Genomic DNA, 23,644 nt, shown 5'->3' with positions numbered 1-23,644 from the left:
GCTCCCCTGAATGCCCCGGGTGCTCCGGTTATTGGGGTGAATTCCGCTACTTAGGCCCTGCTGCCGCGCGGGATCACCCCTCGCCGATGGCGATCCCGAGCGCCTGACGCAGCGCGAAATACTGATCGCTCGTCGAGAAGACGATCAGCTCCTTGAGCCTGTCCTGGGGCGGGAGATCCCCGGGCTGCTGCGGCTCGGCGGCGATGATCTTCTTCGCGATCTCGAGATCGCCCGAGAGGAGCAGGCCGGTGCGCGCCGCGGTGATGTCGACGCACTGGACCCACCGCTTGATGTTGGCCTTCGCGCCCTCCGCAAGGAACTTCTTGACCACCATGCGGAGCCCCTCGAGTTGCATCGGCTGCATGAACCCGCGGAGCGTCTGCGCGGTCGCCGTGATCTGCTTCTCGATGTCCGGCGGGACCGACGTGTCGGGCGCGACGAGCTTGATCCCGGCGAAGAGGAGCACCGTCAGCTCGGTGACCGTCGGGAACAGCGTCTTGATGTAGTGCTCGCCGCGGTACATCGCGAGGTGCTTGCCGACGATGAACGTGAGCTCCTGCGGCGAGAACCCGGTCAGCACGGTCTGACCCGCGACGGACGCCGGCTGCTCGTTCGCCACCGCGACGAGCGCGCCGGGCACGTCGCTCCGCACGTAGAGCCGCGGCGCCGGCAGGCCGAGGACGTTGGCCGCCCACCCGAAGGTCCGGGCGAACGTCACCGTCGAGGTCGCCGGATCCTGCAGGAAGCGCTGATCGAGGACCGGCAGCTCACGGCGCTGCTTGAGCGTCTCGATCTTCGCCCTGAGCGCGGCCCCCGCGATCATCTCGAAGATCTTGCCGACGTAGAGGTTCTCCTCCTCGTGGAACAGGTTCCTGATCCACTGCTCGTTGTCGAGCCGGCTCTTCGCCTGGATGAGCCCCTGCGGGCGGTAGTCCTCGAAGTACTGCTGCTCGTCGGGATCGGCCTTGCGGAGGAACGACAGCGCCGCCGCGACGCACCAGGCCTGGTCGTAGCGCTTGCTGTCCACGTACAGGCGGTAGAGCCGCTTGTACGGGTCGATCTTCATCGGATCGATCTTGACCATCGCCTGGAACTCGCCGGTCGCCAGATCGAACTGCTCCGACTGCTCGTAGAGCTCCGCGAGGATCAGGTGCTCCGTCGCGTCCTCGGGCTTGAGCCGCGACGCCATGCGGAACGTCTCGAGGGCGGCCGTCCTGTCGCCGAGCCGATCGCGGTAGATGAGCCCGAGCGCGTGCCAGAGGCTGTACTCGAGGTCCGTGTTCCCCTTGCCGGCGACCCTGTGCAGCATCTTGCGGTACGCCCGCTCGAGCTGCTTCCACTCCTTCTGCGCCGTGAGGATCTTGTTGATGCGCTCGAAGGCCTCGAGGGAGTGCGGGTTCAGGTCCAGCGTGTCGTTGAACAGCTCCACCGCGCGCGCCGGGTCGTCCAGCTTGTCGCGGTAGATCTGCGCCATCGTGTAGAGGTAACGGCTCTTCCGATCCGGCTGCGGCTCCAGCTCCGCGATGCGCTGGAGGCAGTCCACCATCCGCTCCCACTGCCCCGTGCGCTGGTAGAGCTGGAGCAGCTTGTGGAGCAGCACGTGGTTCTGCGGCTCCAGGTCGAGCGCCTCCTCCAGGGCCTCCACGCCCTTCGGGATGTTGTTCTCCTTGTCGACCCAGATGTCGCCGATGTCGTTCAACATCTTGAACCGCTCGGGGCCGTCCATGATGTTGTCGAGGATCAGCCGCTTGTAGTGGCAGACCTGCTTCCAGTCCTTGAGCGCGTCGTAGACGGCGACCATCGCCTCGAGCGTCGGCCGGTGCGCGGGATCGGCCCCGAGCGCCTTCTCGAAGTTGTTGACCGCCTGCTTCGACTGCCCCTGCGCCTGCTTGATGCAGCCGAGCTTGTAGTAGACGGTCGCGCGCTCCTCGGTCTCGGCCTCGTCGAGGCTGGTGAGCACCTTCTGGTAGTTCGTCAGCGCGCTCGCCCAATCGCCGAGCTTGAAGCTGACGTCCGCCAGGCCCCGGATCGTCTCCTGGTCGGTCAGATCGAGGTTGTGCGCGGCCGTGTACGCCTTGAGCGAGGCGTCGTCCTTGCCGAGCCGATCGAGGACCCGCCCGAAGGTCCGCTGCAGCCGGTGCTGCTCTGACCTATCGCGCTTGCCGCTCTTCCTGACGAGCATCTCCGCGAGCGGCTCGGCCTGGGCCCACCGCTCCGTGGAGACGTACTCGTTGAGGAGCGGCATCGCGGCGTCCTCGTTGTCGGGATCGCTCTGGAGCGCCATCTCGTACGCCTGCACCGCGAGCGCGTGCTCGCCGAGCATGTCGTCCCGGAGCTTGCCGAGCTCGACGAGCAGCCGCGCCTTGGCGCGGGGCGCGTCGGTGTTCATCTGCTCCTGATCGAGGTAACGCGCCGCCCGATCCCAGTCGGCCGCGTCGATCGCGATCACCCGCAGCGCCGCCAGCGTCGGCACGTGCGACGGATCGAGATCGAGCGCCATCTCGAAGCGCTCCTGGGCCTGGACCCGCTCGCCGAGCTTCTCGTCGAGCTGCCGGCCGATCCGGAAGTACATCTCGACGCGCTGCTTGCCGTCGGCCGTCAGGTCGGCGACGCGCGTCATGTACTCGATGGCCTTCGCCGAGTTGTCCTGCTTCTCGTAGAGCTTCGCCAGCGCCTCCAGGGCCGGGATGTGCGTGTCCTGGATGTCGACGATGTTCAGGTACGCGTCGATGGCGCGGTCGAGGTCCTCGATCTCCTCTGCGTAGACCTTGGCCGTGTGGGACCAGAGCTCGATCTTCTTCTGCCGATCCTCCGCCGCGGTGATGTGGCGATCGTAGGTGTTGATGAGATCGTGCCACTGGCGGAGCCGGCGATAGCAGCGCTCCAGGGCCTCGAGCGCGGGCTCGTGGCTCGGGTCGATCTCGACCACCTGCTCGAGGCGCGCGGCCGACAGATCGGGCTTCAGGAACTGCGCCTCCTGGAGGGTCGCGATCTTCATCAGCACGTCGATGCGCTCGCGCTCCGTGGTGACCACGTCGAGCTGCATCTCGAGGACGCGCACGAGATCGGGCCACTGGTGCGTCGCCGTGTAGACGCGCTCGAGCCCCCGCATCGCGAGGAGGTTCGAGGCGTCGATGTCCAGCACCTCGCGGTAGACCGCGCCGGCCTTCTCGATCAGGCCGAGCTTGGACTCGTAGAGGCCGGCCGTGCGCAGCTTCACGGCCGCGACGACGTCGGACTCGTTCACGGCCCGCGCCTTGCGGAGCAGGACGTCGACGAGATCGTTCGACTGATCGCGATCCGTGTAGATCCGCTCCAGCGCCTCGAGGGCCGGCAGGTGCAGCGGATCCACGTCGAGGGCGCGCCGGTAGAAGCTGAGCCCCTGCTCGACCTCGCCCATGTGCTTCTCGAGGACCTCGCCGAGCTCGGTCAGGACCTCCTTCCGATCGACGTCGGTGACCGCGACGTTGAGGGCGCTCGTCAGCATCTGCCCCTGCTGCTGCCACTGGCCGGTCTTCTTGAAGAAGTTCGCCATCTGGCGCAGCACGGCGACGTTGTTCGGGTCGTGCGCGAGGATCTGCTGGTAGTACGGCTGGGCGTACTCGGGGTGACCGAGGTCCTCCGCGTACCACTTGGCGAGGCGCAGGCAGAGCGTGATCTTCTGGAGCGGTGCCGTCTGCTGCTGCAGCCACCCGTTCACCGTCTGCACGAGCTCGGGCCAGCGGTTCGTCGCCTGCGCCATGCGCTCGAGGTAGCGGACCGTGTCCATGTCGGAGAAGTCCATCTCGAACGCCGTGAGCAGCGCGTCGAAGGCCTGCGGCTTGTCCTCGAGCTGCTCCTCGAAGACCCGGGCCACCTTGCGGAGGATGTCGGTCTTGTCGGAGACCTCCTCGCGCGACTCGAGCCGCGCGAGGTAGAGCTCGATGAGCGGCTCGCTCCGTCGGGCCGCGTCGTGGAGCTCCTCGAGCGCCGCGAAGGCCTGGTCGTGCGTCGGCTCGAGCTCCAGGACCTTCTCGTACGCGAGCGTGCCCCGGTCCTTCTCCTCGACCTGGTGCTCCCAGATCTGCGCCACCTCGAGGTACTCGCGCACCTTGTCCGCCGGCGACTCGTAGGCCGCCGCCCGGCCCATCTTCACGTCGATGACCTCGACCCAGCGCCCCTCGGCCCGGAGCAGGTTCTCCAGGGCGGCCATCGCCTCGAAGTCCTTCGGGTCGACCTCGAGCAGCTTCCTCCAGGCGTCGATGGCGTCGTACGCCTGCCCGAGGACGTGCTGGTAGGTCGTCCCGAGCTCGCGGTACAGCGCGATCACGTTCTCGGCCGGCAGCACGTCCCGCGCCCGATCCACCGTCTGGTGGAGAGAGCTCACGATCTGCTCGGGCTCGTTGCGCAGCCGCCAGATCGCCGCGATGGCGTAGAGCGCCTCGAGGTTCGCGTAGTCGATGTCGAGGACGCGCTGGTAGTCGTCGAGCGACGAGTCGTCGCGGCCGAGCTGCTCGTGGAACAGCTTGGCGCGGCGGAGCAGCACCGCGACGCGCGACTCGTCATCGATCGCGATGTCGTAATGCCGCTCGAGGACGTCGCAGAGCTCGGACCACTGCCCCACGCGCTCATAGAGGTTGGACAGCGCCCCGAGCGCCTCCGGATCCTCGCCCCGGAGGTCGAGGACGCGCTTCCAGGTCTCGACCGCGCCCTGGACGTCGTTCAGCCGATCGGCGAGCAGGTGCGCCATCTTGGCGCGGATGTCGGCCTCCTGGCTGTCGCCCATCGCGTTCTCGAGCTCTCGCTCCAGCACGACCTTGAGCTGGGTCCAGGCCCCCTTGGCCGTGTAGATGCGCTCGAGGGCGCTGATCGCCTGCTCGTTCGTCGTCTCGAGCTCGTCGAAGATGCGCCGGAACGCGCGGATGGCGTCGTCGAGCTGACCGAGCCGCTCCTCGTACGTCTGCCCGAGCCGGAGGTACAGGTCGACGAGCTCCGGGCGATCCTCGGTCGCGCGCACCCGCTGCTCGAGCACGCTCGCGAGCTCCGGGTACTGCTCGAGCTGCGTGTAGATCCGATCGAGGTTCGAGAGCGCCTCGGCCTCGAGCGGCTCGATGCCGAGCACGTACCGGTACGTCTCCTCGGCCTTGGCGACGTCGCTGAGGTCGGTCTCGAAGACCCGCGCGAGCCGCTTGCCGATGCCGGTCTGGACGTCCTTGTCGCTGTGGATGCCCAGCACGTCGGCGTACGCGTTGGCGAGCATCTCCCAGCCGCCGTCGACCGAGCCGGCGAGCCGCTCGACCTCCTCGAGCGTCTTCTCGTCGCCCGGGTACTCCTTCAACGCCCGCATGAAGACGGCGAGGGCCCCGTCCGGCGAGATGAGGCGCTCCTCCTGGAGCTCCCCGAGCCGGTAGTACATCGCCTGCCGCTCCTGCGCCTCGGTGAGGTGGGTGAGCTCCGCCTCGAGCACCCCGCCGAGCTTCTCCCACTCCGCCGCCGCCTGGTAGAGCGGCTCCAGGATGGCGCCGATCTCGATCTGCTTGATCCCGGCCGCGAAGAGCCCCTCGAGGGCCTCGAGCGTGGGCGAGTGCTCGGGCGCCGCCGTGAGCACCTCGCGGTACGCCCCGATGGCCGCGGGCAGGTCGTTGAGACGCGTTTGATAGACCACGCCGAGCCGGTACTTGAACTCGAGGATCTCGTCCGGCGACTGCGCGATCTCCGACTCGCGCGACAGGATGGTGACGAGATCGCCCCACCGCTCGGTCGCGGTGAACAGGCGATCGAGCGACGCGATCGCGGTCTGGTTCTCCGGCTCGACCTCGAGCACGCGCCTGTAGCGCGCGACGGCGCTGTCGATGTCGTCGAGCTGCGTCTCGAAGATCTGCGCGAGCCGAAGCCCGAGCTCCACGAAGCGCGCCGGCTCCTCGCCGAGCCGGCCGAGCTCGGTGTCGTACAGCGCGGCCACCTGCGGCCAGCGGTTCACCATCATCGCGAGCCGCTCCAGGTTCGAGAGCGACTCCTCGTTGCCGATATCGCACGTCACCGCCCGCGCGTACGTCTCGAACGCGGTGACGTGGTCGCTCAGCATCTCCTCCGAGAGGCGCGCGATGCGGTGGAGCAGATCGACCCTCTCGTACGGGTCCTCGGCCACCTTGACCCGGACCTCGAGCACGCTGATCAGCTTCTGCCACTCGCCGGACGCGTCGTAGATCGGCTCGAGCACCAGCGCGGCGCCGAGCGGCTCGCGGCTGCCGTCCTTGATCTGCTCGAGCGCCCGCAGCGTCGGCTCGTGATCGGGCATCTGCTGCAAGAGATCGCGGTAGAGCTCGATCGCCCGGGACACGTCGTCGAGGTGCTTCTCGTAGAGCTCCGCGATCCGGTACTGGTAGCTGATGCCCTCCGCCGGATCCGCGGTGATCTCCGCCTCGTGCTGGAGCACGCTGAGCAGCTCGAGCCAGTTCTGCGACGTCTGGTAGAGCACGTCGAGCCGCCCGAGCGCCTGGAGATCGTCCGGATCGATCTCGAGCACGCGCTGGTACGTGTCGATCGCGCTCGCGACGTTGCCGAGCTCGCGCTCGTACACCGCGCCGATCTGGTAGTAGATGCGCTTCTTCTCGTTCGAATCGAGGACGAGATCGGCCTTCTTCGCGTAGACCGAGAGGAGCTCCTGCCAGCGTGAGAGGCTGAGGTAGAGCTTCGTCAGCGCGTCGATCGCCCGCAGATCCTCGGCGTCGAGCTCGAGCACCTTGCCATAGACGGCGATGGCCTGATCGTGCCGCTCGAGCACCTCCTCCTCGAGGCTCGCGGCCTGGAAGAGGGCGAGCTTCTTCTCGCTCAGGTCGTCGAGGATGTCCGCCTTCTGCTGGAGGATCTGCGACAGCTCGTTGTACCGCTCCGAGGTCCTGAACAGCCGCTCGAGCGACTCGGCGGCGTGCAGGTTGCGCGGATCGATCTCGAGCACGCGCCGGTAGTGCCCGACGGCGCTGTCCATGTCGCCGAGGTCTCCCTCGTAGATCCGAGCGCTCATCGTGTAGAGCGAGCTCGCGAGCTCCGCGTCGGTCTGCTGCGCCGCCAGCGTCTCGAACACGCGCGCCAGGTCGGCGAAGCGGCCGGTCGCGCGCGCGAGCCGGTCGAGCCCCTCCTGCGTCGACTCCGAGGCCGGATCCTGGCTCAGCGCCCGCGCGTAGGTGTCGAAGGCCGAGCTGAGGTCGCTGCCCGCGTCCTCGTAGAGCACGGCGATCTGGTGGAGCAGCTCGACGCGACGGGTCACGTCGTCGCTGCGCCGCACCTGCACCTCGTGCACCCCGATGAGCTTCTGGAAGTCGCCCGACTGGCGGTACAGCGGCTCGAGGATCTCCGCGATCGCGAGCTCGTGCTCGGCGACCTTCCCGAGGCGCTCGAGCGCCCCGAGCGCCTCGACGTTGGTCGGCTCGCGCTCGAGCACCTGCCGGTAGATGTCGATCGCCGAGTCGACGAGCCGCATCCGCGACTCCCGCAGCGCGGCGAGCCGGAGCATCAGCCGGATCTGCGCCTCCTCCTCGACCGCGATGCCGAGCTGCGCCTCGAGGTTGTCCGCCAGCTCTTCCCACATGCCCTGGCGGCTGAAGAGCCCGTCGAGCGCCGCAAGCGCCACCAGGCTCGTGTTGTCGATGGAGAGGACCTCGCGGTACGCGGCGATCGCCTCCTCCGGCTGCCCGAGCCGCTGCTCGTAGACCTCGGCCATCTGCGCATAGAGGCCCTCGCGCTCGGACGGCTCGTGCACGAGCTCGATGCGGCGCCGGTAGACGCCGATGAGATCGCCCCAGCGCTCGGTGCGCCGGTAGAGCTCGTCCATCGCCTCCAGCGCCTCCGAGTCGGCGGGATCGATCGAGAGCACGCGGAGGTAGCCGTTCGCCGCCTCCTCGACCTTGCCGAGCCGCTCGTGGATGCTCCCGAGGCGCATCCAGTATTCGCGGCTCAGCCGCGCGTCGCTCAGCGAATCGGCGATCTCGCTGAAGATGACGTCGAGCCTGTCCCAGGCGCCCGCCTGCGCGGCGAGCGACTCGAGCTCCGCCCGCGTCTCGGCGTGCGACGGGTCGTCCTTGAGCGCCCGCGACTGCGCGTCGAACGCGCGGCCCAGGTCGCTCAGGCTCTCGGCCGCCGTCCGCGCCACCTTCCGGAGCAGCGCGACGCGGGTCGCCGTGTCGCCCTCGGCCGCGGCGAGGATCTCCAGCGCCTGGATCAGCTTCTCCCAGTCGCCGCGCCCCTCGTAGATCTCCTGCAGGATGGCCGCCGCCTCGGCCCGCAGCGACTCGTTCGAGAGCAGCGCCTCGAGCGCGAGGCGCGCCGCGTCGTTGCCCGGATCGAGGATCAGGATTTCCTTGTAGTTCTCGAGCGCTCCGGCCGCATCGTTCAGGTGCTTCTCGAGGGTGCTCCCGAGCCGGAACTTGAGGTCGATGAGCGCCTGCTCGTCGAGCGGAGAGTCGATCCGCTTGCGGAGCACGTCGACGTAGGACTCCCAGTCCTGCTGCTCGCGGTAGAGCTTGTCGAGCGCCGCGAGCGCCTGCGGGTCCATCGGCTCGTCGTCGAGCACCTGGCGGTACGTCCCGATCGCCTGCGCCGCGTCGCGCAGCTCCCCTTCGTAGAGCTCCGCGATCGCGTAGAGGATCTGCTTGCGCTCCTCCGGCTCGGTGACGATGCCGAGCTTCTTCTCGTAGATGCCGAGCAGCTCGCCGAACCGGCCCGTCTCGCGGTAGAGCCGCTCCAGCGCGCCGATCGCGGCCTGGTTCTCGCCGTCCGCCTCGTACACGGCGCGGAACTGCGAGAGCGCCTCGTCGATGCGCTTCACCTCGTCGAGCAACACCCGCCCGAGCCGGAGCCGGAGATCGACCCCGAGCGCGATGTCCCCCTCGCCCTCGGCGCGCGAGATCGCCGACGAGTAGGCCTGGATCAGGGCGTCCCACCCCTCCGTCGAGCGCGCGGCGCGCTCGACGTCATCGATGCACTGCTCGTCCTGCGGGGCGATCTGGAAGGCCGAGAGGTAACGCTCGAACGCCCGCTGCGGCTCCTTGAGGCGCGTCTCGTAGAGCGCCGCGACCTGCCGGTAGAGGTCGAGCCGGGAGACGTCGTCCTGGTCGTGCGAGAGCTTCACCTCGATGGCGCCGGCGAGCCCCTTCGGGTTGTTCGCCTGCGTGTAGATCGGGATGAGCGCCTCGGCCGCGGCGAGGTGCGAGCCGTCGATCGAGAGCACCTTCTCGTAGGCGCGCGCGGCGCGATCCGCCTTCTGCTTCTGGACCATCCAGAGCTCGGCGATCTTGACCAGCAGGCTGATCTTGGCCGCGTCGTCGGTCTCCTTGGCCTCCTGCGACTCGAGGACCCGGATGAACTCGTCCCACTTGCCGCTCTCGGCGTAGAACACCTCGAGGTCGTCCCAGCGCTGCAGCTGGAGGTACGCCTTCTTGAGCGCCTCCTGGGCCTTGCGGTCCTGGGGGTTCAGCGCGATCACCTCTTGCCAGGCCTTGACGGCCGCCTCGTCGTCCTTGAGGCGCTCGCCGTAGAGCTGCGCGAGCTTGCTGAGGAGCGCGAGCTTCTGGGTGCTGTCGAAGGTCGTGTCGACCTGCTTCTGCAGCACCCTCGCGAAGGCCTGGTAGTCCTTGTTCTTCTCGTAGAGCCCGGCCAGCGCGTTCAGCGCCTCGGGGTTCTCCGGGTCGTTCGCGAGGACCTCGTCCCAGAGCTCGATGCAGAAGTCGACCTTCTTCACCCGCTCCGACGCGAGCTTCGCGATCTCGAGGTACTTCGCGGCGCGATCGCCGCCCTCCGGGAGCGCCGCTGCCTCGCGGCGGAGCAGCCCGATGAGCTTCTCCCAGTCGCGCCGCTTCTCGTAGCTCTGGCGGAGGAAGTCGATCGCCTGCGCGTGCTCGCCGTCGATCGCGAGGATCGACTCGTAGCACTTCACCGCCTCGGCCGCGTTCGAGAACTTGCCCGAGTAGAGCTCCGCCGCCTTCGCGTAGTTGTCGATCTTCTCGGCAGGATCCGAGACCGCCTCAGCGATCTCGATCAGCGTCTTGACGTACTCGTTGTACCGCTTGGCCTGCTCCTGCTTCTGGGCCTTGGCCTTGAGCTCCTCGACGCGGCCCGCGACCTCCGCGCCGGGAGGCGGCGGCGCTGTCGGCCGCCGGCCGACCTCCGAATCCGCAGGCCTGCTCTCGGCGGGAGCCCGCGCAGGAGGCGGCGGCTCGATGTCGGCCACCGAGGACCTCGCGTCGCGCTCGTCCACCGACGAGGCGTCCACAGGAGCGCTCGCGGGCGCGCTCGCCCTGCCGCTCACCGGGGCCGGCGCGCTCACCGGGGCCGGCGTGCTGAGCGGGGCCGGCACGCTGAGCGGGGCCGGCGCGCTGACGGGCGCAGGCGCGCTCGTGGGAAGCGGCGTGGCGTCCGCAGGCGCGACGGCCACGGGCGCAGGCGCGGCCGGCGCGACGACAACAGGCGCGGGCGCGACGACAACGGGCACGGGCGCGGCAGCAGCCGGTGGAGGCGCGGACGGCGCGACAGGAGCGGCCGTGAGGCGCTCGCCGATCTGCGCTTCGAACGCGCTCACGCTCGGGTGCGTCGGGGCGACCGCCGAGAGCCTCTCGAACCAGCTCCTGGCCCGGATGAGGTTGCCGAGCTGGCGCCAGGCGATGCCGCCCGCCTGCGCGATCATGTACGGGGAGCTGCCGTTCTGGTTGGCAGCGCTCTCCGCCAGCGACGCGACGCGCTCCCAGTTGCCCTCCTTCGTCCCCCAGAGCTCGCGCAGGTAGGCGAACGCAGCCTCGTTCGAGGGGTCGAACCGGAGCGATTCCTCGAGGAGCTTCGATCCGATCTCGACGTTCTGGTGCCGCGTGGCCCAGCGGACGCCGAACTTGAACGCCGCCTCTCCGCGCGCCACGCCGGCGCGCGCGTCGAGGATGCGTCGCTGCGTCTCCACGATCGCCTGCGGCCGCTCCGCCTCGACGAGGAGCCCCTCGAACATCGTCGCGGCCTGCTTGTCGGAAGGCGCCGTCTCGTACGCTCTCCGGAGCAGGTCCTCGAGCTGACCGCGATCGAAGCGCTTCGCGAGGCGCGCCGCGCGGAGCAGCAGCCGCTTGCGCTCGTCGGTGCTCGCGGCCGCGTCGGCCGCATCCACCAGCTCCGCCATGCGCGCCGACCACGACGACTGATCGACCTGCATGTCGAAGAGGCAAGCCCGCGCCTCCTCGCTCGTCCCGCCGGACGCAGCGAGGCCTTTCGCGTACATCTCCGTCGCGCGCTCGAAATCGCCCGCGTCGCAGAGCACGTCGCCGAGCTCCACGCGAAGCTCGGCGGCCGCGGTACCCTCGGGGGCGTTCCTCAGCTCGAGCTCCAGGAGCTTCTGGACCATGTTGGTCTTGCCGAGGTCCCAGTAGATGGAACGAGCCGACTCCAGCGCCTCTAACAGCGCTGGATTCAGCTTGTAGGCGTCCTGGAAGTGCTTCAGCGCCTTGACGGCCTGAAGGAACTTCTCCTCGAGCAGCCGCCCGAGCTTCAGGTGATATGCCGCCTTCCGGGTCGCGTCCCCTTCGGCCGCAATCCCCTTCTCGAGCTCCTCGACGAGCCCTTGCCAGTCATGAACCGACTCGAGATGATTGAGACGCTGCGCAAGATCCATTGATTATCGACCCTCGGCCCCGACCTTCGAACGAATTGAAACGCTTACGTGCCCCGTGCCGCGCGCGGCATCACGGCTATTGACCGCCGAGCCGCGCGACGAGCGTGTTCGCCGTCTCGCACTCGGTCTTGAAGCTCGCCGCCTTCGATCCCTTGCAGGCGCGCGTGGTGAACCCCTTGAGCATCTGGATTGCCTCCTGCTTGCGCGGCGGATCCAGGGTCGCGTAGGTGCTCCCGAGACTCCAGAGAATCTGCACCGACTCGGGACCATCCGTGGGCGCCACCGCCTTGGCGGCCTCGAGCTCGGACACCATCTCCGCCGTGGACCCCCGGTCCTGGTAGACCGACGCGAGCAGGCTGTGGACGCCGAAGAGGTACTTGTCCCCCGGCTTCGCGAACGACTTCGCCTCCTTCAGCACCTGCTCGGCCTCCTTCGTGTACCCGAGACGGGTGTACAGGTCGGCGAGCGCCGCGTAGTAGCGGATTTCGTTCGGATTGTGCTCGATCGCCTTGGTGAGGTTCTCGAGCGCCTTCTGCTCGTCGTCCGTCCAGAGGTAGACGTTCCCGAGCTGGGAGTAGCAATCCGCGAAGTTGGGGTCGTTCTCGATACACTTCTGGTACGGCTCTTTGGCCTCTTCGTACGAGATCGTCTTTTTCTTCGCTTGCTGCTCGAGCGCCCACCCCCGTTCGAACCAGTAGTTGGCGAACTTCGGGGCGATCTGCGTGGCGCGAGCCAGCGTCGATGCGACCTTGTCCCACGACTCCGACTTCTTGTGTGCCATCGCCAGCTTGAAGAAGATGCGGTGGTTGTTCGGGTCGAGCTTGGTCGCCTGCTCGTACTTGTTGGCCGCACCGTCGGGGTTGACGGCGACCTCCTTGTCGGCCTGATTCGCCAGGATGACGGCCTCCTGGCGGTGTCGGCTGCAGCCCAGGCCTGCCGCGCTCGCCGCGACCAGGCCAACCATCAAGAATGCCCCAAGCTTCATCTCGCTCACCTTTCGAATGGCCCCGGCATCGCCGGCCTCTGAGTGACCTGGGCGTCGCGTCGCCCCTCTTCAAAACGTCCCGGAGTCGGCTGCACCGCTCCTTCAGCGTCCCGGAGCCGGCTGCGCCGCTCCGTCCCCAATCCCGGAGCCGGCTGCGCCGCTCCTTCCAGCGTCCCGGAGTCGGCTGCGCCGCTCCGTCCCCAATCCCGGAGCCGGCTGCGCCGCTCCGTCCCCAATCCCGGAGTCGGCTGCGCCGCTCCTTCCAGCGTCCCGGAGACGGCTGCGCCGCTCCGTCAGCAATCTAGGAGACGGGCTGCCCCGCTCCGTGTGGCACCGTCACAAGCGTCCCGAGGTGGCGCGCGTTGAACCTCGCGCGGCGACGCGAGAATAGGCGGAGGCAACCGCGGAAGTCCAGGGCTTCAAACCCCGCGCATGCGCCTCGCTGCAGCGCCTTCACGCGGGGCCCCCCGCCCTACCCCGCGCGGCGGACGCCGAGCTGGCCACCCCACAGCGCTCGCCGCAGACCCCCGGCCGCGCCTGGCGCCGGCCGCATCCAGCGCTGAAACGGAAAACGCCCCGCACTTCGCGTGCGGGGCGTTCGCTCGAACCGAGCGGTGAGGCGGGCTCAGCCGCCGGGGCTGAGCATGATCGGGTAGACGACGGTGACGATACCGCCCTCGGGCTGCGGGAACGACAGGCCGTAGAACGCCCGAACGACGCAGGAAACCACGCCGTTATCGGGCAGATCCGAACCGCCGTTACCCACGTTGGAGACCGCGCCGTCGCGCCCGATGACGAAGCGCACCGCGACACGTCCCTGGAGATTCGGGTTGTTCCTGAGCCCGTTCTCGTAGCAGAGCCGGAATCGACCGAAGTTCTGGCGGACGATACGCTGGATGACCTCGGGGGGCAGACGGCCGCTCACGCTGGTAGCACCCATGCGCACCTGCGGCGGCTTGGTGCGATGCGACCCTCCGAGGCGGCCATGGCCGGAGCCGAAGCCCTGGCCGGTGCCGGTGCCGGCGCCGTGCCCGATGGTGCCGATCGAGCCGAGGCCGATGCCCTCGCCGCGCCCGCCGCCGCCCTCGCCGATGCCGGAGAGGCCGAGGCCGCCAGCGCCGAACGAGTCGCCGATCTGATCGCCCCACATGTTGCCGCGGGCGCTCAGCGGATCGTTCCCGAGCGAATCGTCGCGTCCCCACGGCGCGGTCGGCGCGTTCGGATCGCCGCCGGCGCCGGCGTTCAGCAGCCCGATCATGCCGAACTCCGCGGCGTCGCGGAGCGCGGCCTGGCGGGCGATGTGCGGATCCGGGTTGTCGGCGGGCCCCTGGACGCCGTAGCGGTTGCCGGTGGCCTTGGTGTTCGGGTTACCCATCGAACCCTCTTCACCCTTGGCGCGGGTACCGGTGCCGCCCTCCTTGTTGTCCGCCGCGTTGTCGGCGATCTGCTCGGTCTCCTTCTCCTCCATCTCCTTCTCGGCGGCCGCCGCGAGGTACTGCTGGATGAGGAACTGCTGGTCAGCGGAGATCCCGTCCTCGCCCGTATCGCCGAGGGGCGGCATGAAGAAGGCCATCGCCGCGAGCAGCCCGAGGTGAACCGCCATCGAGAGGCCCGTGTACAGCAGGCTCTGCGTGTCCAGCTGGAGGTGGCCGGCCACGACCTTGCCTGCGTTCACGGCGGACACCTGGAAGACGATGCCGTCGAGCTCTACCTTCGCCTTCCCGCCCGACGGAAGCGCCATCTGATAGGCGCCAGAGAGCTCGGAACACGGCTGCGTGAGGCCCTGATCGATCGCCTGCTGCACCGTCATCTTCGGCCTACCCGGGATCTCGATGGTGCCGGTCGCGCGGGGCAGGAGCACCACGGAGACCGAGCCGGAGCGATCCGCGAGGATGATGGGCGCCCGCGTCGTGCCGAGCTTCTCCGAGGGGATGAAGTAGTCGCACTTGAAGTTCTTCCCCGCCTCCTCACCGACGTAGAAGGAGCGCGGCGGCGTGAGGTGCTCGACGTGGAGCACCGCGGCATCCCACAGAATCATGACCTCGACCGAGGCCGCCGGGACCTCGGTTTCGTCGCTCGGCACGTCCGGCCCGTTCTTCACGAGCGTGTACGTGTAGGAGCCCTCGGGCGCGTCCGGGGGCACCTCGTCGACGGCCGGCGCCGACTGCGCGAACGGGTTGTTGTAGGAGAACGGGTCCGCGCCGCCCGCGGAGGCCGCGGCGAACGGGTTCCCAGGCGGCGCGGCCGCGAACGGATTCCCGGGCGCCGCAGCGCCGAACGGGTTCCCACCAGGCGCCGCCGCAAACGGGTTGGCGGGAACCGGCTTCGCAGGTCCCGCGGCCGCGGCGACCGCCACCGGCTCCGCGCGCTCCAGCATGATCTTCGTGCCGCCGATCTGGAGCTGATCGCCTGGGCTGATCTTGCACTTGTTGACGCGCGCCCCGTTCACCATCGTGCCCGGCTCGTTGCCGAGATCGATGAGCGTGATGTCCTGCGGGGAGGCGACCTCGATGACCGCGTGCATGCGCGAGGCAAGCTCGTCATCGACACGCAGATGGCTCTTCGCGTCCTTGCCTACCTTGACGATATCCTGGGTGATCGTCTCCCGGCGGACGAGCGCCTCGTTTTGGTAGAGCGCAAATGTGAGAGCGACCCTTTGCTTGCCTTCCATCTCCGCCAGCCTTCCCTATGCGCCGCGCGGCGCACGCCCCCAGCACCGGGGGGTAAATCGATAGGGCAGGTGCCAAACCTGCCCGTCACATCAGAGGTTCTCGACCGACTTGAGCATCTCCGGAACGAACGAGGTGCGGGGCCTGATCAGCGTCGTCCGGACAGGGCCGGGCCGCACACGGATGGTGGCGTCGTTGGGGCCGAACCCACCGGCGTTCAGCGGATCGTCCGAGAACTCGTACCCGTAGCCCTCGTCCTTCTTCCCACCACCAGGAGCCGCTCCCTGCGCGAACGCCGATGAGGCAACCACGCTCGTAAGAACGGCAGCCACGACTCCCGCACCCAATCGGGTCAACCCTCTCATTCCAGCCTCCTCACAATGTTTCGACTCGGTTACAGTGCCATTGTACCGCCTTCCGCGGCGGCCGGTCAACCAGCTTCGCATGCTATCGAGGCGTCGGAGAGCACGACCCACACACGCCTCGACAACCGATTCTACCCAAGGTTCCCAGAGAGCTGCGACGAAGACGAAAAGAGCGAGCCCCCTTCTCCTTGATGCAGCTTCGTGCAGCGAGAGAAGGGGGCTCCAGGTGCCGTTGTCTGTCGCACCGCCACGCGGTCCGCCCCGCCCGTCGAGCTCGCCCGGAATACTACCGTATCCCTCGCTCACCCTCGTTGCGACCCGGACCGATCGGGACGTCCGCTGTGGTGGGGCGCATCTTCGTGCGCGACGGGCTCATCCGCGTCGTTCGGCTCGCTGCGGCGTACCTTGTACGCCTCACTTGCCTGCCTAGCGGCTGAGCCCGTGTCACACGAACCTGCACCCCGCCATCGACAGCGCGCAGGACGAGGCTCCGCTACTGGGCAGGAGCCGGGGCCGGGGTCGTCGCTTCGCCCCCTTCGCCCTCGCTCCCGGCAGCTGCCTCCTGCTCGGCTTCCTTCGTCTTCATGTCGGCCTCGGCCGCCTTCCGCTCGGCCTCGGTCTGCTTGTTGAAGGCGATGATCTGGTCGATCTCGCTCATACGCTCCTTCGACCGCTTCACCGCGTCGGCGAACTCGGTGCTAGCGCCCGCCTTCTGGATGAACTGACCGAACAGCCCCTTCGCCGACATGAGGGCGCCCTCGGCCCCCTTGCCGCCCGACTTCGCCTTGTACTCCTGGGTCAGGATCGCCTCGTTGTAGTAGGTCTCGGCGCGCTCGGGGGCGACCTTCTTGGCGGCTTCGAGCTCAGCGCTGGCGGCGGCCACCATGCTGTCGAAGTTCGCGTCATCGATCTGACCGCGCAGGGCGAGCGCGAGGCCCAGATGAGCGTCGTAGTCGTTCGGACGCATCTTCAGGGCCGCGCGGTACGCCTCGTCCGCCTGCTGGAACCCGCGGAACTGGAGGTTCACCGCCGCGTAGTTCATCTGCGCCTCGTAGAAGGTCGGATCGAGCCTCCTCGCGAGGTTGAACTCCTGCACGGCGCCGTTCAGGTTCGCGAGCTCGACCTGGATCATCCCCGCGGTGTTGTGGATCGGCGCGTAGTTGGGGTTCTTGCGGATGGCCTGGGAGCAGACCAGCGCCGCGAGCTCCAGCGCCTGCGTGTCGACCTTCTTCTGCTTGCTGACGTTGGTCGCGACCGCCTTGCCCGTCTTCCTGCCCGCCTTCTGCTTCGCCGTCTCCAGGTAGTAGATCGCGAGCTGGTTGAACGCGGGCATGAAGGCGTCATCGACGGCCAGCGCGCTCTGGATGTACCGCTTCGCGCGCTGGAAGTCGTTGGGGCCATCGTTGTCCGCGACCTGGTTGCCGCGCTTCATGTACAGGAGCGCGAGGTGCACGAGCGCCTCGACGTTCTTGTACTGAGCATCGACGACGGCGGCCTGGCGCATCTCGCTGATCGCCGCGTCGAGGTTCCTCTCGCCCGACTCCGCCAGGTTGTAGAGCGCCACCTGGACCCGCGCGGGGTGGAACTTCGGGTTCTTCTGAAGCGCTTGCGTGAAGTGCTTCTTCGCCTCCGAGTCCTTCTTGCAACGCTGGTACGCGAGCCCCGCGTTGTAGATGGCCTCGGCGAACGTCGTGTCCCCTTGCTCGTCCGCCGCGTCCAGGAACAGCTGGGCCGTCGAGCTGCAAGTCGCCTCGGACCAGTCCCCAGCCTTGTCGTGCTGGACCATGGAGTCCATGGCGGTCTTGAACTTGTTGGCCGCCTCGACCGACACGGCTTGACCCTTGCTGTCCGTGATCGTCTTGCCCGTCGTCGGGTCCTTCGCCCCGTGAGCCGTACCGCCGGTGCTGCCGCCGCCACAACCCGTCGCGGCCAGAAGGAGCACCGCAACCGCTGCCAATGAGGTGATGCTTCTCATGTTTCGCTCCATCACTTCCTGGGTCGGGTCGTGGCCCGATCGAGCGCCGAGCCTTCCTTGGACGCGCCAGCCGCCGCCGGCGCCGCCTTCTTGTCCTCGCCCGCCTTCTTGTCCTCGCCCTCTTCCTTGTCCTTGCTCGCAGCCGGCTTGTCGGTCGCGGTCAGCGCTTCTCGGAAGGCGGTCCCGTCGAGGTTCAGCGGCGCAGGGCGTTCGCTCATGCCGGAGTTGACCCGCGACGGCGAGCCACGGAATTCGTCGATGAGGTGGTACTCGGCGCCGTAGTTCTTCGACAGCCACACCTCGCAGGTACGGGAGTAGTCGTCGAAGTACTGGTACTTCACGGACAGGTCGAGGCAGGTCTTGAACGCGCCCTTCGCCATCTGCTTCTGCGGCTCGCTCGCCTCGTCGAGGCGTGAGTAGTACTCACCCCGGATCTCGTCGTACGAGACGTCGGTGCCCGGGACCATGCCGTGCCCCTTCCATTCCTTCGGGATGGGCGCGGCCCGGAACTCGGCGACGAACTTGCCCCACATCTGACCGACGCGCGCGCCGGCCGCGATGACCCACTTCGGCGGAGGCGTCGGCTCCAGCTTGAGGATCTTCTGGTACTCGACGTCGGCCGCCTCGATCGCCGGGCGCTTCTTCTTCACCCAGTCGGCAACCTTGGTGTTGATGTGCTTGAGGACGTCCTCGCGGTTCCCGGAGCCCTTGTACTCGGGGAACTTGATCTTATCGACGTCCTTCCGCTTCTGCTCGGCGAAGTGGAAGTAGGCCTCGCCGACCGCGGTCAGCACCTTGCCGAGCCGGCGCAGCTTCTCCGGCTCCTCGCCGCCGATCGCGTCGAGCTTCTTGAGCGCGGCCGCAGGGTCCTTCCAGTAGCCGCGGACCTTGTTGTACTCGCCGTTCGCCGGGGTCACGCTCTTCGTCTGCAACAGGACGCGCGCGTACATCGCGTGCGCCTGCACCTGGACGTCGAACGTCGCGTTGCGATCGATCTGCGGCATCGCCGTCGACAGCCGCCGGCGCGCCTGATCCCAGTCCTCGCGATCGATGTAGTGCGCGCCGATCGCGAACGCGATCTGCGCCGTCTGCGCCGGCTTCGCCTTGCCGTAGTTCTTGTTGAAGAGGTCGGCGTCCTTGATCGCCTGGTCCTCCTGACCGAGGCCGAGCCGCAGCACGACCGCGTCCTGGAGCGCCTCGGCGGCCTTCTCCCCCTTCGGGTTCTCGCGGGCGTAGCGCTCGTACCAGTTCGCCGCCTCGTCGTAGACCGCGATCGCCTGGTAGTTGCCGCCGATCTCGTAGATCGACGTCTTCGCCAGCTCGGTGTTGTGGAGGTTGTACCGCGGATCGAGCAGGATCTTGCGGGCCGAGATCGACTTGGCGATGAGGCGGGCGGCCTGGAACGCCTTCGCGGCGTTGTAGAGGACCTCCTCGCTCTTCTCGCACGCGGGCTGCTTCGCCTCGCAGGCGGCCTCGCCGTACTTCTTCCACATGTCCATGTAGGCGACGGCGGCCTTCTCATAGTTCTTGAGGGCCTCGACGCCACCGGCCGCGTCAGCAGCCTCGACGAGCTTCTGCGCGCGCAGGCGCTCGATGTCGCGCTGGATGCGGATCAGGATGCCGCACTGCTCGGCGTTCTCCTTCTCCTTGCCACCCTTGCAGTAGAGATCGATGAACTTGGGCACATCCGCGGCCATGTCGTCGTAACAAGACGGACGCGGCGGGTCCATGTTCGCGCCGAGGACGTTGAGCGACTCGAGGTAGAGCTGCGACGCGTAGATGCCGACTTCCTTGTCGGCGTGGTTCAGCGCCACGTCGCGGAACGCGAGCGCGGCCTCCTCCCAGTGCTGCGCCTCGAAGTACGTGCGGCCGCGCGCGTACTTCACCTCGACGTACTGCTCCTGGGCTTCCTTGTCGTTCGCCGCGGGCTTGATGTAGCAGACGTACCGGTTGAAGGCGGTGATCATGCCCTTCTGGCTGTCACTGAAGTCCTTCGGCTGGAACTTCGCCTTCTCCGCCTTCTTGTCGCCCTTCTTGCTCGTCCCCCCGTCGGGGAGGTTGCCGGACCCCTTCTTGTCGGAGCCGTCCTTGTGGGTCTCGGTGTAGATGTTCTGGTAGCAGAGCACCGAGGCGTACGCGGCCTCAGCCGCCTGCGGGCCGTTCGGATCCTCGGCCACGACCGAGTCGAACGCGGGACCGCACTTGGCCCAGTCCTTCTGGAAGTACAGAAGGTCGGCCATCGCGTACTTGATCTTGAAGATGTTCGGCCAGTCCTCCTTCAGGATGCGGGGGAACTCGAACTTGGCGAACTGCTCCTGCTTGAAGTTGTTGACGACCTTGTCGTAGAGCTGCGCGGCGAGCTGCATCGTCTTCTTGTCGCCGGTGCCGCGCACGCCGCCCGAGCCCACCGCCTCGAGGTGCCAGGCCATCGCCGTCTCGGTCAGCAGACCGGCGGTGATGTTCGAGCACTTCAGCTTGGCGTCCGCCGGGTGCCCCTCGCCCTGGAACTTGTTGTGGACGTCGAGCTGGCGCCCGAGCTCGCCGATGATCTGGTCCTTGTTGCCAGACTTCATGGCGAGCGTCGCCTCCGCGATGTGCCCCTGGTAGACGCAGTACCTCGGGCCCCGATCGCGGGTCATCAGGTCGGTGTAGAGCTCGATGCCCTCCTTGTAGTGACCGGTGTCGAGGTAGTTCTGCCCGAGGTCGTCCATCATCTTGAACGTCTTCTCGGAGCTGCCGCTCGCGTCGCCGCTGAGCGGACGGAGGAAGTCGTGCGACTTGCGCGGGTCGCCCGCGAGCGCGTAGACAGGGATGATGTCGCGCCGCGCCGAGATCGCGAGCTGCGCCGCGTTCGGCATCTGCTGGAACTGCTGCCCGTACTCGATCGTCTTCTTGAACTCGCTGATGGCGCGGGCGAAGTCGCCCTTGTTCCAGTAGACGTACCCGAGCTTGTAGTGGGCGTAGCCCCAGACCTTGTTCTCGGGCGGCGGGTACTGGGTGACCTTGACGTACGACTGCTCCGCCAGGTCCCACTTGGACGGGTCGCCCTGCGCCTCGTTGAAGAAGAGCTCACCGAAGGCGAGGTACGCGTTCGGGATGTACTTCGAGTTCGGCCAGTTCTTGATGAGCTCGAAGTAGACCTTGCGAGCGTCCTCGAGCTGCTGGGCCTGCTCGTACTCATAGGCGAGGTAGTAGAGGACCTCGTCCGTGCAGCCCGTGCTCTTCGCGGGGTCGGCCGCGTTGGTGCTCTGGCAGTACTTCGGATACTGCGTCTTCAGGTCCGTGTAGTACTTGATCGCCTGCTTACGCGCGAGGACGAGGATCTTGTCGGCCTTGGCGATCTCGGCCCGGAGCCCGGCGACCGCCTTCGGGTTCTTCCGCTTGGCCTCGTCCGCCTTGATCTGCCCCTCGGTCTTGTCGCGGAACGCCGCCGACTCGAGCTCGACGTAGCCCTCGGCGAGGCGCCGCATCAGCTTCGGCCGGTCCGGCGCGTTCTTCGGCGTCGAGGAATACAGGCCCTCGAGCCCCTGGATCTCCGTCACGAGCAGGCTCCTCACCTTCGGGGCGAGGCGATTGCGCCGCTCGTCGCGCTGCGCCGAGGCCTGTGACGCGGTCGGATTGGCCGGCTTCGTCAAGTCCTCGCGCTTCTTCAGCTGGATCCCCTGCGGGGCTGACTTGAAGCTGACCTGCGGCTTCTTGCCCGCCGACACCTGGAGCTTGCCGCCCGGACAGGCGGCGATCGCATCCTTCGCCGGCTGCGTGATGCACGCGTCGGCCGCCGACGCGGGGCTCGTTGTGACCGCGCACGCCGCCACGGCCAACGTACCCGCCGCCGCGCGGAGCGCATGCAGTACACCGAACTTCGACTGCTTCATCTCCATCTCCGTCCCTCCGCCACGGACCCCCGTGAGGAAGCGCTGCCTGCCCCGCGACCTCTGGCCGAGGGGCCAACCATGATGAAATCGCTCACTTGCTGCACTTCGACGTCACGACCTGCCGGTAGAAGCCGAGCTCGTCGCGCCAGTATTCGCCGTCGAACGGCCAGAGCACGTGCTCGTCGTCGGGCTTGACGACGCCGTACGTGAGCGCGTCCTCCTTCGACAGCTGGCCGCTGACGACCTGCTGATCGAGCTTGTTCCTCTCGGCCGCGGTGATGTCGATGAGGATCTTCGACGAGTCGCGGAGGTGCTCGTTGAGCTCGTCGAGGTTGCGCTGGTAGCGCTCCCGGCCGAGCGTGCCGGCGTTCCGGATCGCGAGGCTCCTCGCGAACTCGAGCGCGTCGGTCACGTCGCTGCCGACCGGAGAGTTGCGGAAGTTGGCGGGCGCCTTCTTGAACCGATCCCCCTCCTCATCGAGGATGCGCACGTACTCCATGTTGCGGCGGAGCTGGCGGTCGGAGAGCGCGTTCTCGACGATCGGCCGGACCCTCGGCGGGATGTCGCCCTTGCCGGCGCCCACGTCCTTCAGGAACTGGAAGAAGCGCTCCTCGTTCCCCTCCCCCTGGTACCGCACCAGGATCGACTCGAGGTCCTTCTTGATCGGCTCGTACTTCTTCTTCATCTTCGCGACGATCGTGGTCGCGTCGCCGTACTGGCAGATCGTGAACGAGACGACGGCCTTCAGGATGTCGGCCTCGGGATAGAACGAGTTCGGGAAGTAGGGCGACTCGATCGTGTGGATGTTGCCGAGCGCCTGCGGGTACAGCCCGGCCATGAAGTACGCCCAGGACTGCTCGAAGAGGCTGTCCAGCCAGTACTCGCTCGCGACGTCGACGCGGTTCCAGTACTTGACGGCGGCCGAGAGCTTCGCGGCGTCGATCGTCGGAACGTTGTTGTCGTCGAGGCGGACGGAGGCCGAGTAGTAGGTGCGCGCCATCGAGAGGAACGCGAGGTCGCGCATGCGCGCCTCGTCCTCGAGGCCCTCGACGCCCTCGTCGATCGCCTGGACGATGCGCTGGAACGACTTGACAGCCGGCACCGACTTGCGCAGCTGCACGTACGAGATGCCGCTGAAGAACTGGGCCTGGACGTAGTACTTGCTGTTCGGGTCGACCTTGGCGAAGAGGCTGATGGCCTCCTCGTAGTTCCGGTTCCGGTACTTGTAGCGGCCGAGCAGGTAGTTGAGCTGCCAGTAGAGGTCGCGCTGCTGGGGGTTGTTGAACCGCGCGATCTGCTCGGTCTTGTACTTGCCGACGCGCTCGATGATGTCCGCCGGCTCCGGGAGCTGCGTCGCGAGCTTGGACAGCCAGAGCAGCGTCTCGTTGAACTTGAGGTGGTTCGGCTTGTCGGCGATCTGCGAGAAGATCGCATAGCTCGCCTGGTAGAACTGCAGGCGGTAGAGCGCGATCGCGAGGTGGTACTGGGCGATCTGCTTGTTGCCATCGTCATCGCCGGTGTCGCCGTCGACGACGCGCTTCAGCTGCCGCGCGGCGTCGCTCCACCGCTCGCTGTCGAAGAGCCGCTTGCCCTGCGCCGCCTCCTCCGTCATCTGCCCCGCGGTCACGGGGCCCGCATCCTCGTCGGCGCTGACCTCTTTGCTGGGCTTCTTCTCGCCCTTGGCGTCCGCCTTTTCAGCCGCGACGGGCTTACCTTTGCCGGGCTGCGCATGCCCCACGGCGGGGGATAGCAACAGGGCAGAAGCTACAAGGCAGATACTCGCCACCCGGTTCCGCATCGTCGTTCCTCGCTTTCGGCGACGTAAAGATCGTGGCCCCTTCGCCCCGTTCGCGGCTCCACACACGGAGAACGCGCGCCGTAGACCCCCGAGGCAGCTCGGTCAGGAACCAAAAAGTTCAATGAGAATCAACGGATACTTGCGTGTGGCGGGGGATGGTAGGATTGTGGCGCGCAGCTTGTCAAGCGATGCCGGGCGAGGGGCCCCCTCTTGCATTCCCGTCCTGAGACACCGGGCGCCGGGTCGGCCTTGGGGTTGCGCACTGCGTAGGAGTCGACGGTGGAATTATCGAACGGAGGCGCGCTCGCTTCCTTAAGTGCGATCGTCGCGCCTTCGCCGCACTGTTGCCGCCCAGGC

Annotated in this window: 7 protein-coding genes; all 7 read right to left on the bottom strand. The window is 67.6% G+C overall.

Annotated elements, in window-relative coordinates:
* Positions 1-73: 73 nt before the first annotated feature.
* The 7 genes from WMF39_RS16210 to WMF39_RS16180 all read right to left on the bottom strand — a co-directional run bounded on the left by WMF39_RS16210 (position 74) and on the right by WMF39_RS16180 (position 23,227).
* Complete coding sequence (locus WMF39_RS16210; protein ID WP_437746400.1) at positions 74-11,620, bottom strand: tetratricopeptide repeat protein; 11,547 nt, start codon at positions 11,618-11,620, stop codon at positions 74-76.
* Between the two features lie 76 nt (positions 11,621-11,696).
* On the bottom strand, positions 11,697-12,605 hold the full coding sequence (locus WMF39_RS16205; protein ID WP_437552778.1) for a tetratricopeptide repeat protein: 909 nt from the start codon (positions 12,603-12,605) through the stop codon (positions 11,697-11,699).
* A 625-nt stretch (positions 12,606-13,230) separates the two neighbouring features.
* On the bottom strand, positions 13,231-15,276 hold the full coding sequence (locus WMF39_RS16200) for an AgmX/PglI C-terminal domain-containing protein (RefSeq protein ID WP_437746399.1): 2,046 nt from the start codon (positions 15,274-15,276) through the stop codon (positions 13,231-13,233).
* Between the two features lie 90 nt (positions 15,277-15,366).
* The gene (locus WMF39_RS16195) at positions 15,367-15,606 is read right to left on the bottom strand and encodes a hypothetical protein (protein ID WP_157906686.1); all 240 of its coding nucleotides are present in this window, start codon (positions 15,604-15,606) and stop codon (positions 15,367-15,369) included.
* 526 nt (positions 15,607-16,132) lie between these two features.
* On the bottom strand, positions 16,133-17,614 hold the full coding sequence (locus tag WMF39_RS16190) for a tetratricopeptide repeat protein (RefSeq protein ID WP_437746398.1): 1,482 nt from the start codon (positions 17,612-17,614) through the stop codon (positions 16,133-16,135).
* 11 nt (positions 17,615-17,625) lie between these two features.
* Positions 17,626-21,489 carry a tetratricopeptide repeat protein gene (locus WMF39_RS16185; protein WP_437746397.1) on the bottom strand — a complete coding sequence of 1,288 codons (3,864 nt, stop codon included), beginning with the start codon at positions 21,487-21,489 and terminating at the stop codon, positions 17,626-17,628.
* 91 nt (positions 21,490-21,580) lie between these two features.
* Positions 21,581-23,227 (bottom strand): tetratricopeptide repeat protein, encoded by a 1,647-nt coding sequence (locus tag WMF39_RS16180; protein WP_437746396.1) that lies wholly within the window; start codon positions 23,225-23,227, stop codon positions 21,581-21,583.
* Positions 23,228-23,644 lie beyond the last annotated feature (417 nt).

This window comes from Sorangium sp. So ce1504 (assembly GCF_051521635.1).
GTDB classification, from domain to species: Bacteria; Myxococcota_A; Polyangia; order Polyangiales; family Polyangiaceae; genus Sorangium; species Sorangium cellulosum_B.
The sequence above is the reverse complement of the archived record's forward strand: the minus strand, read 5'-3'. Positions and strand labels throughout refer to the sequence as shown.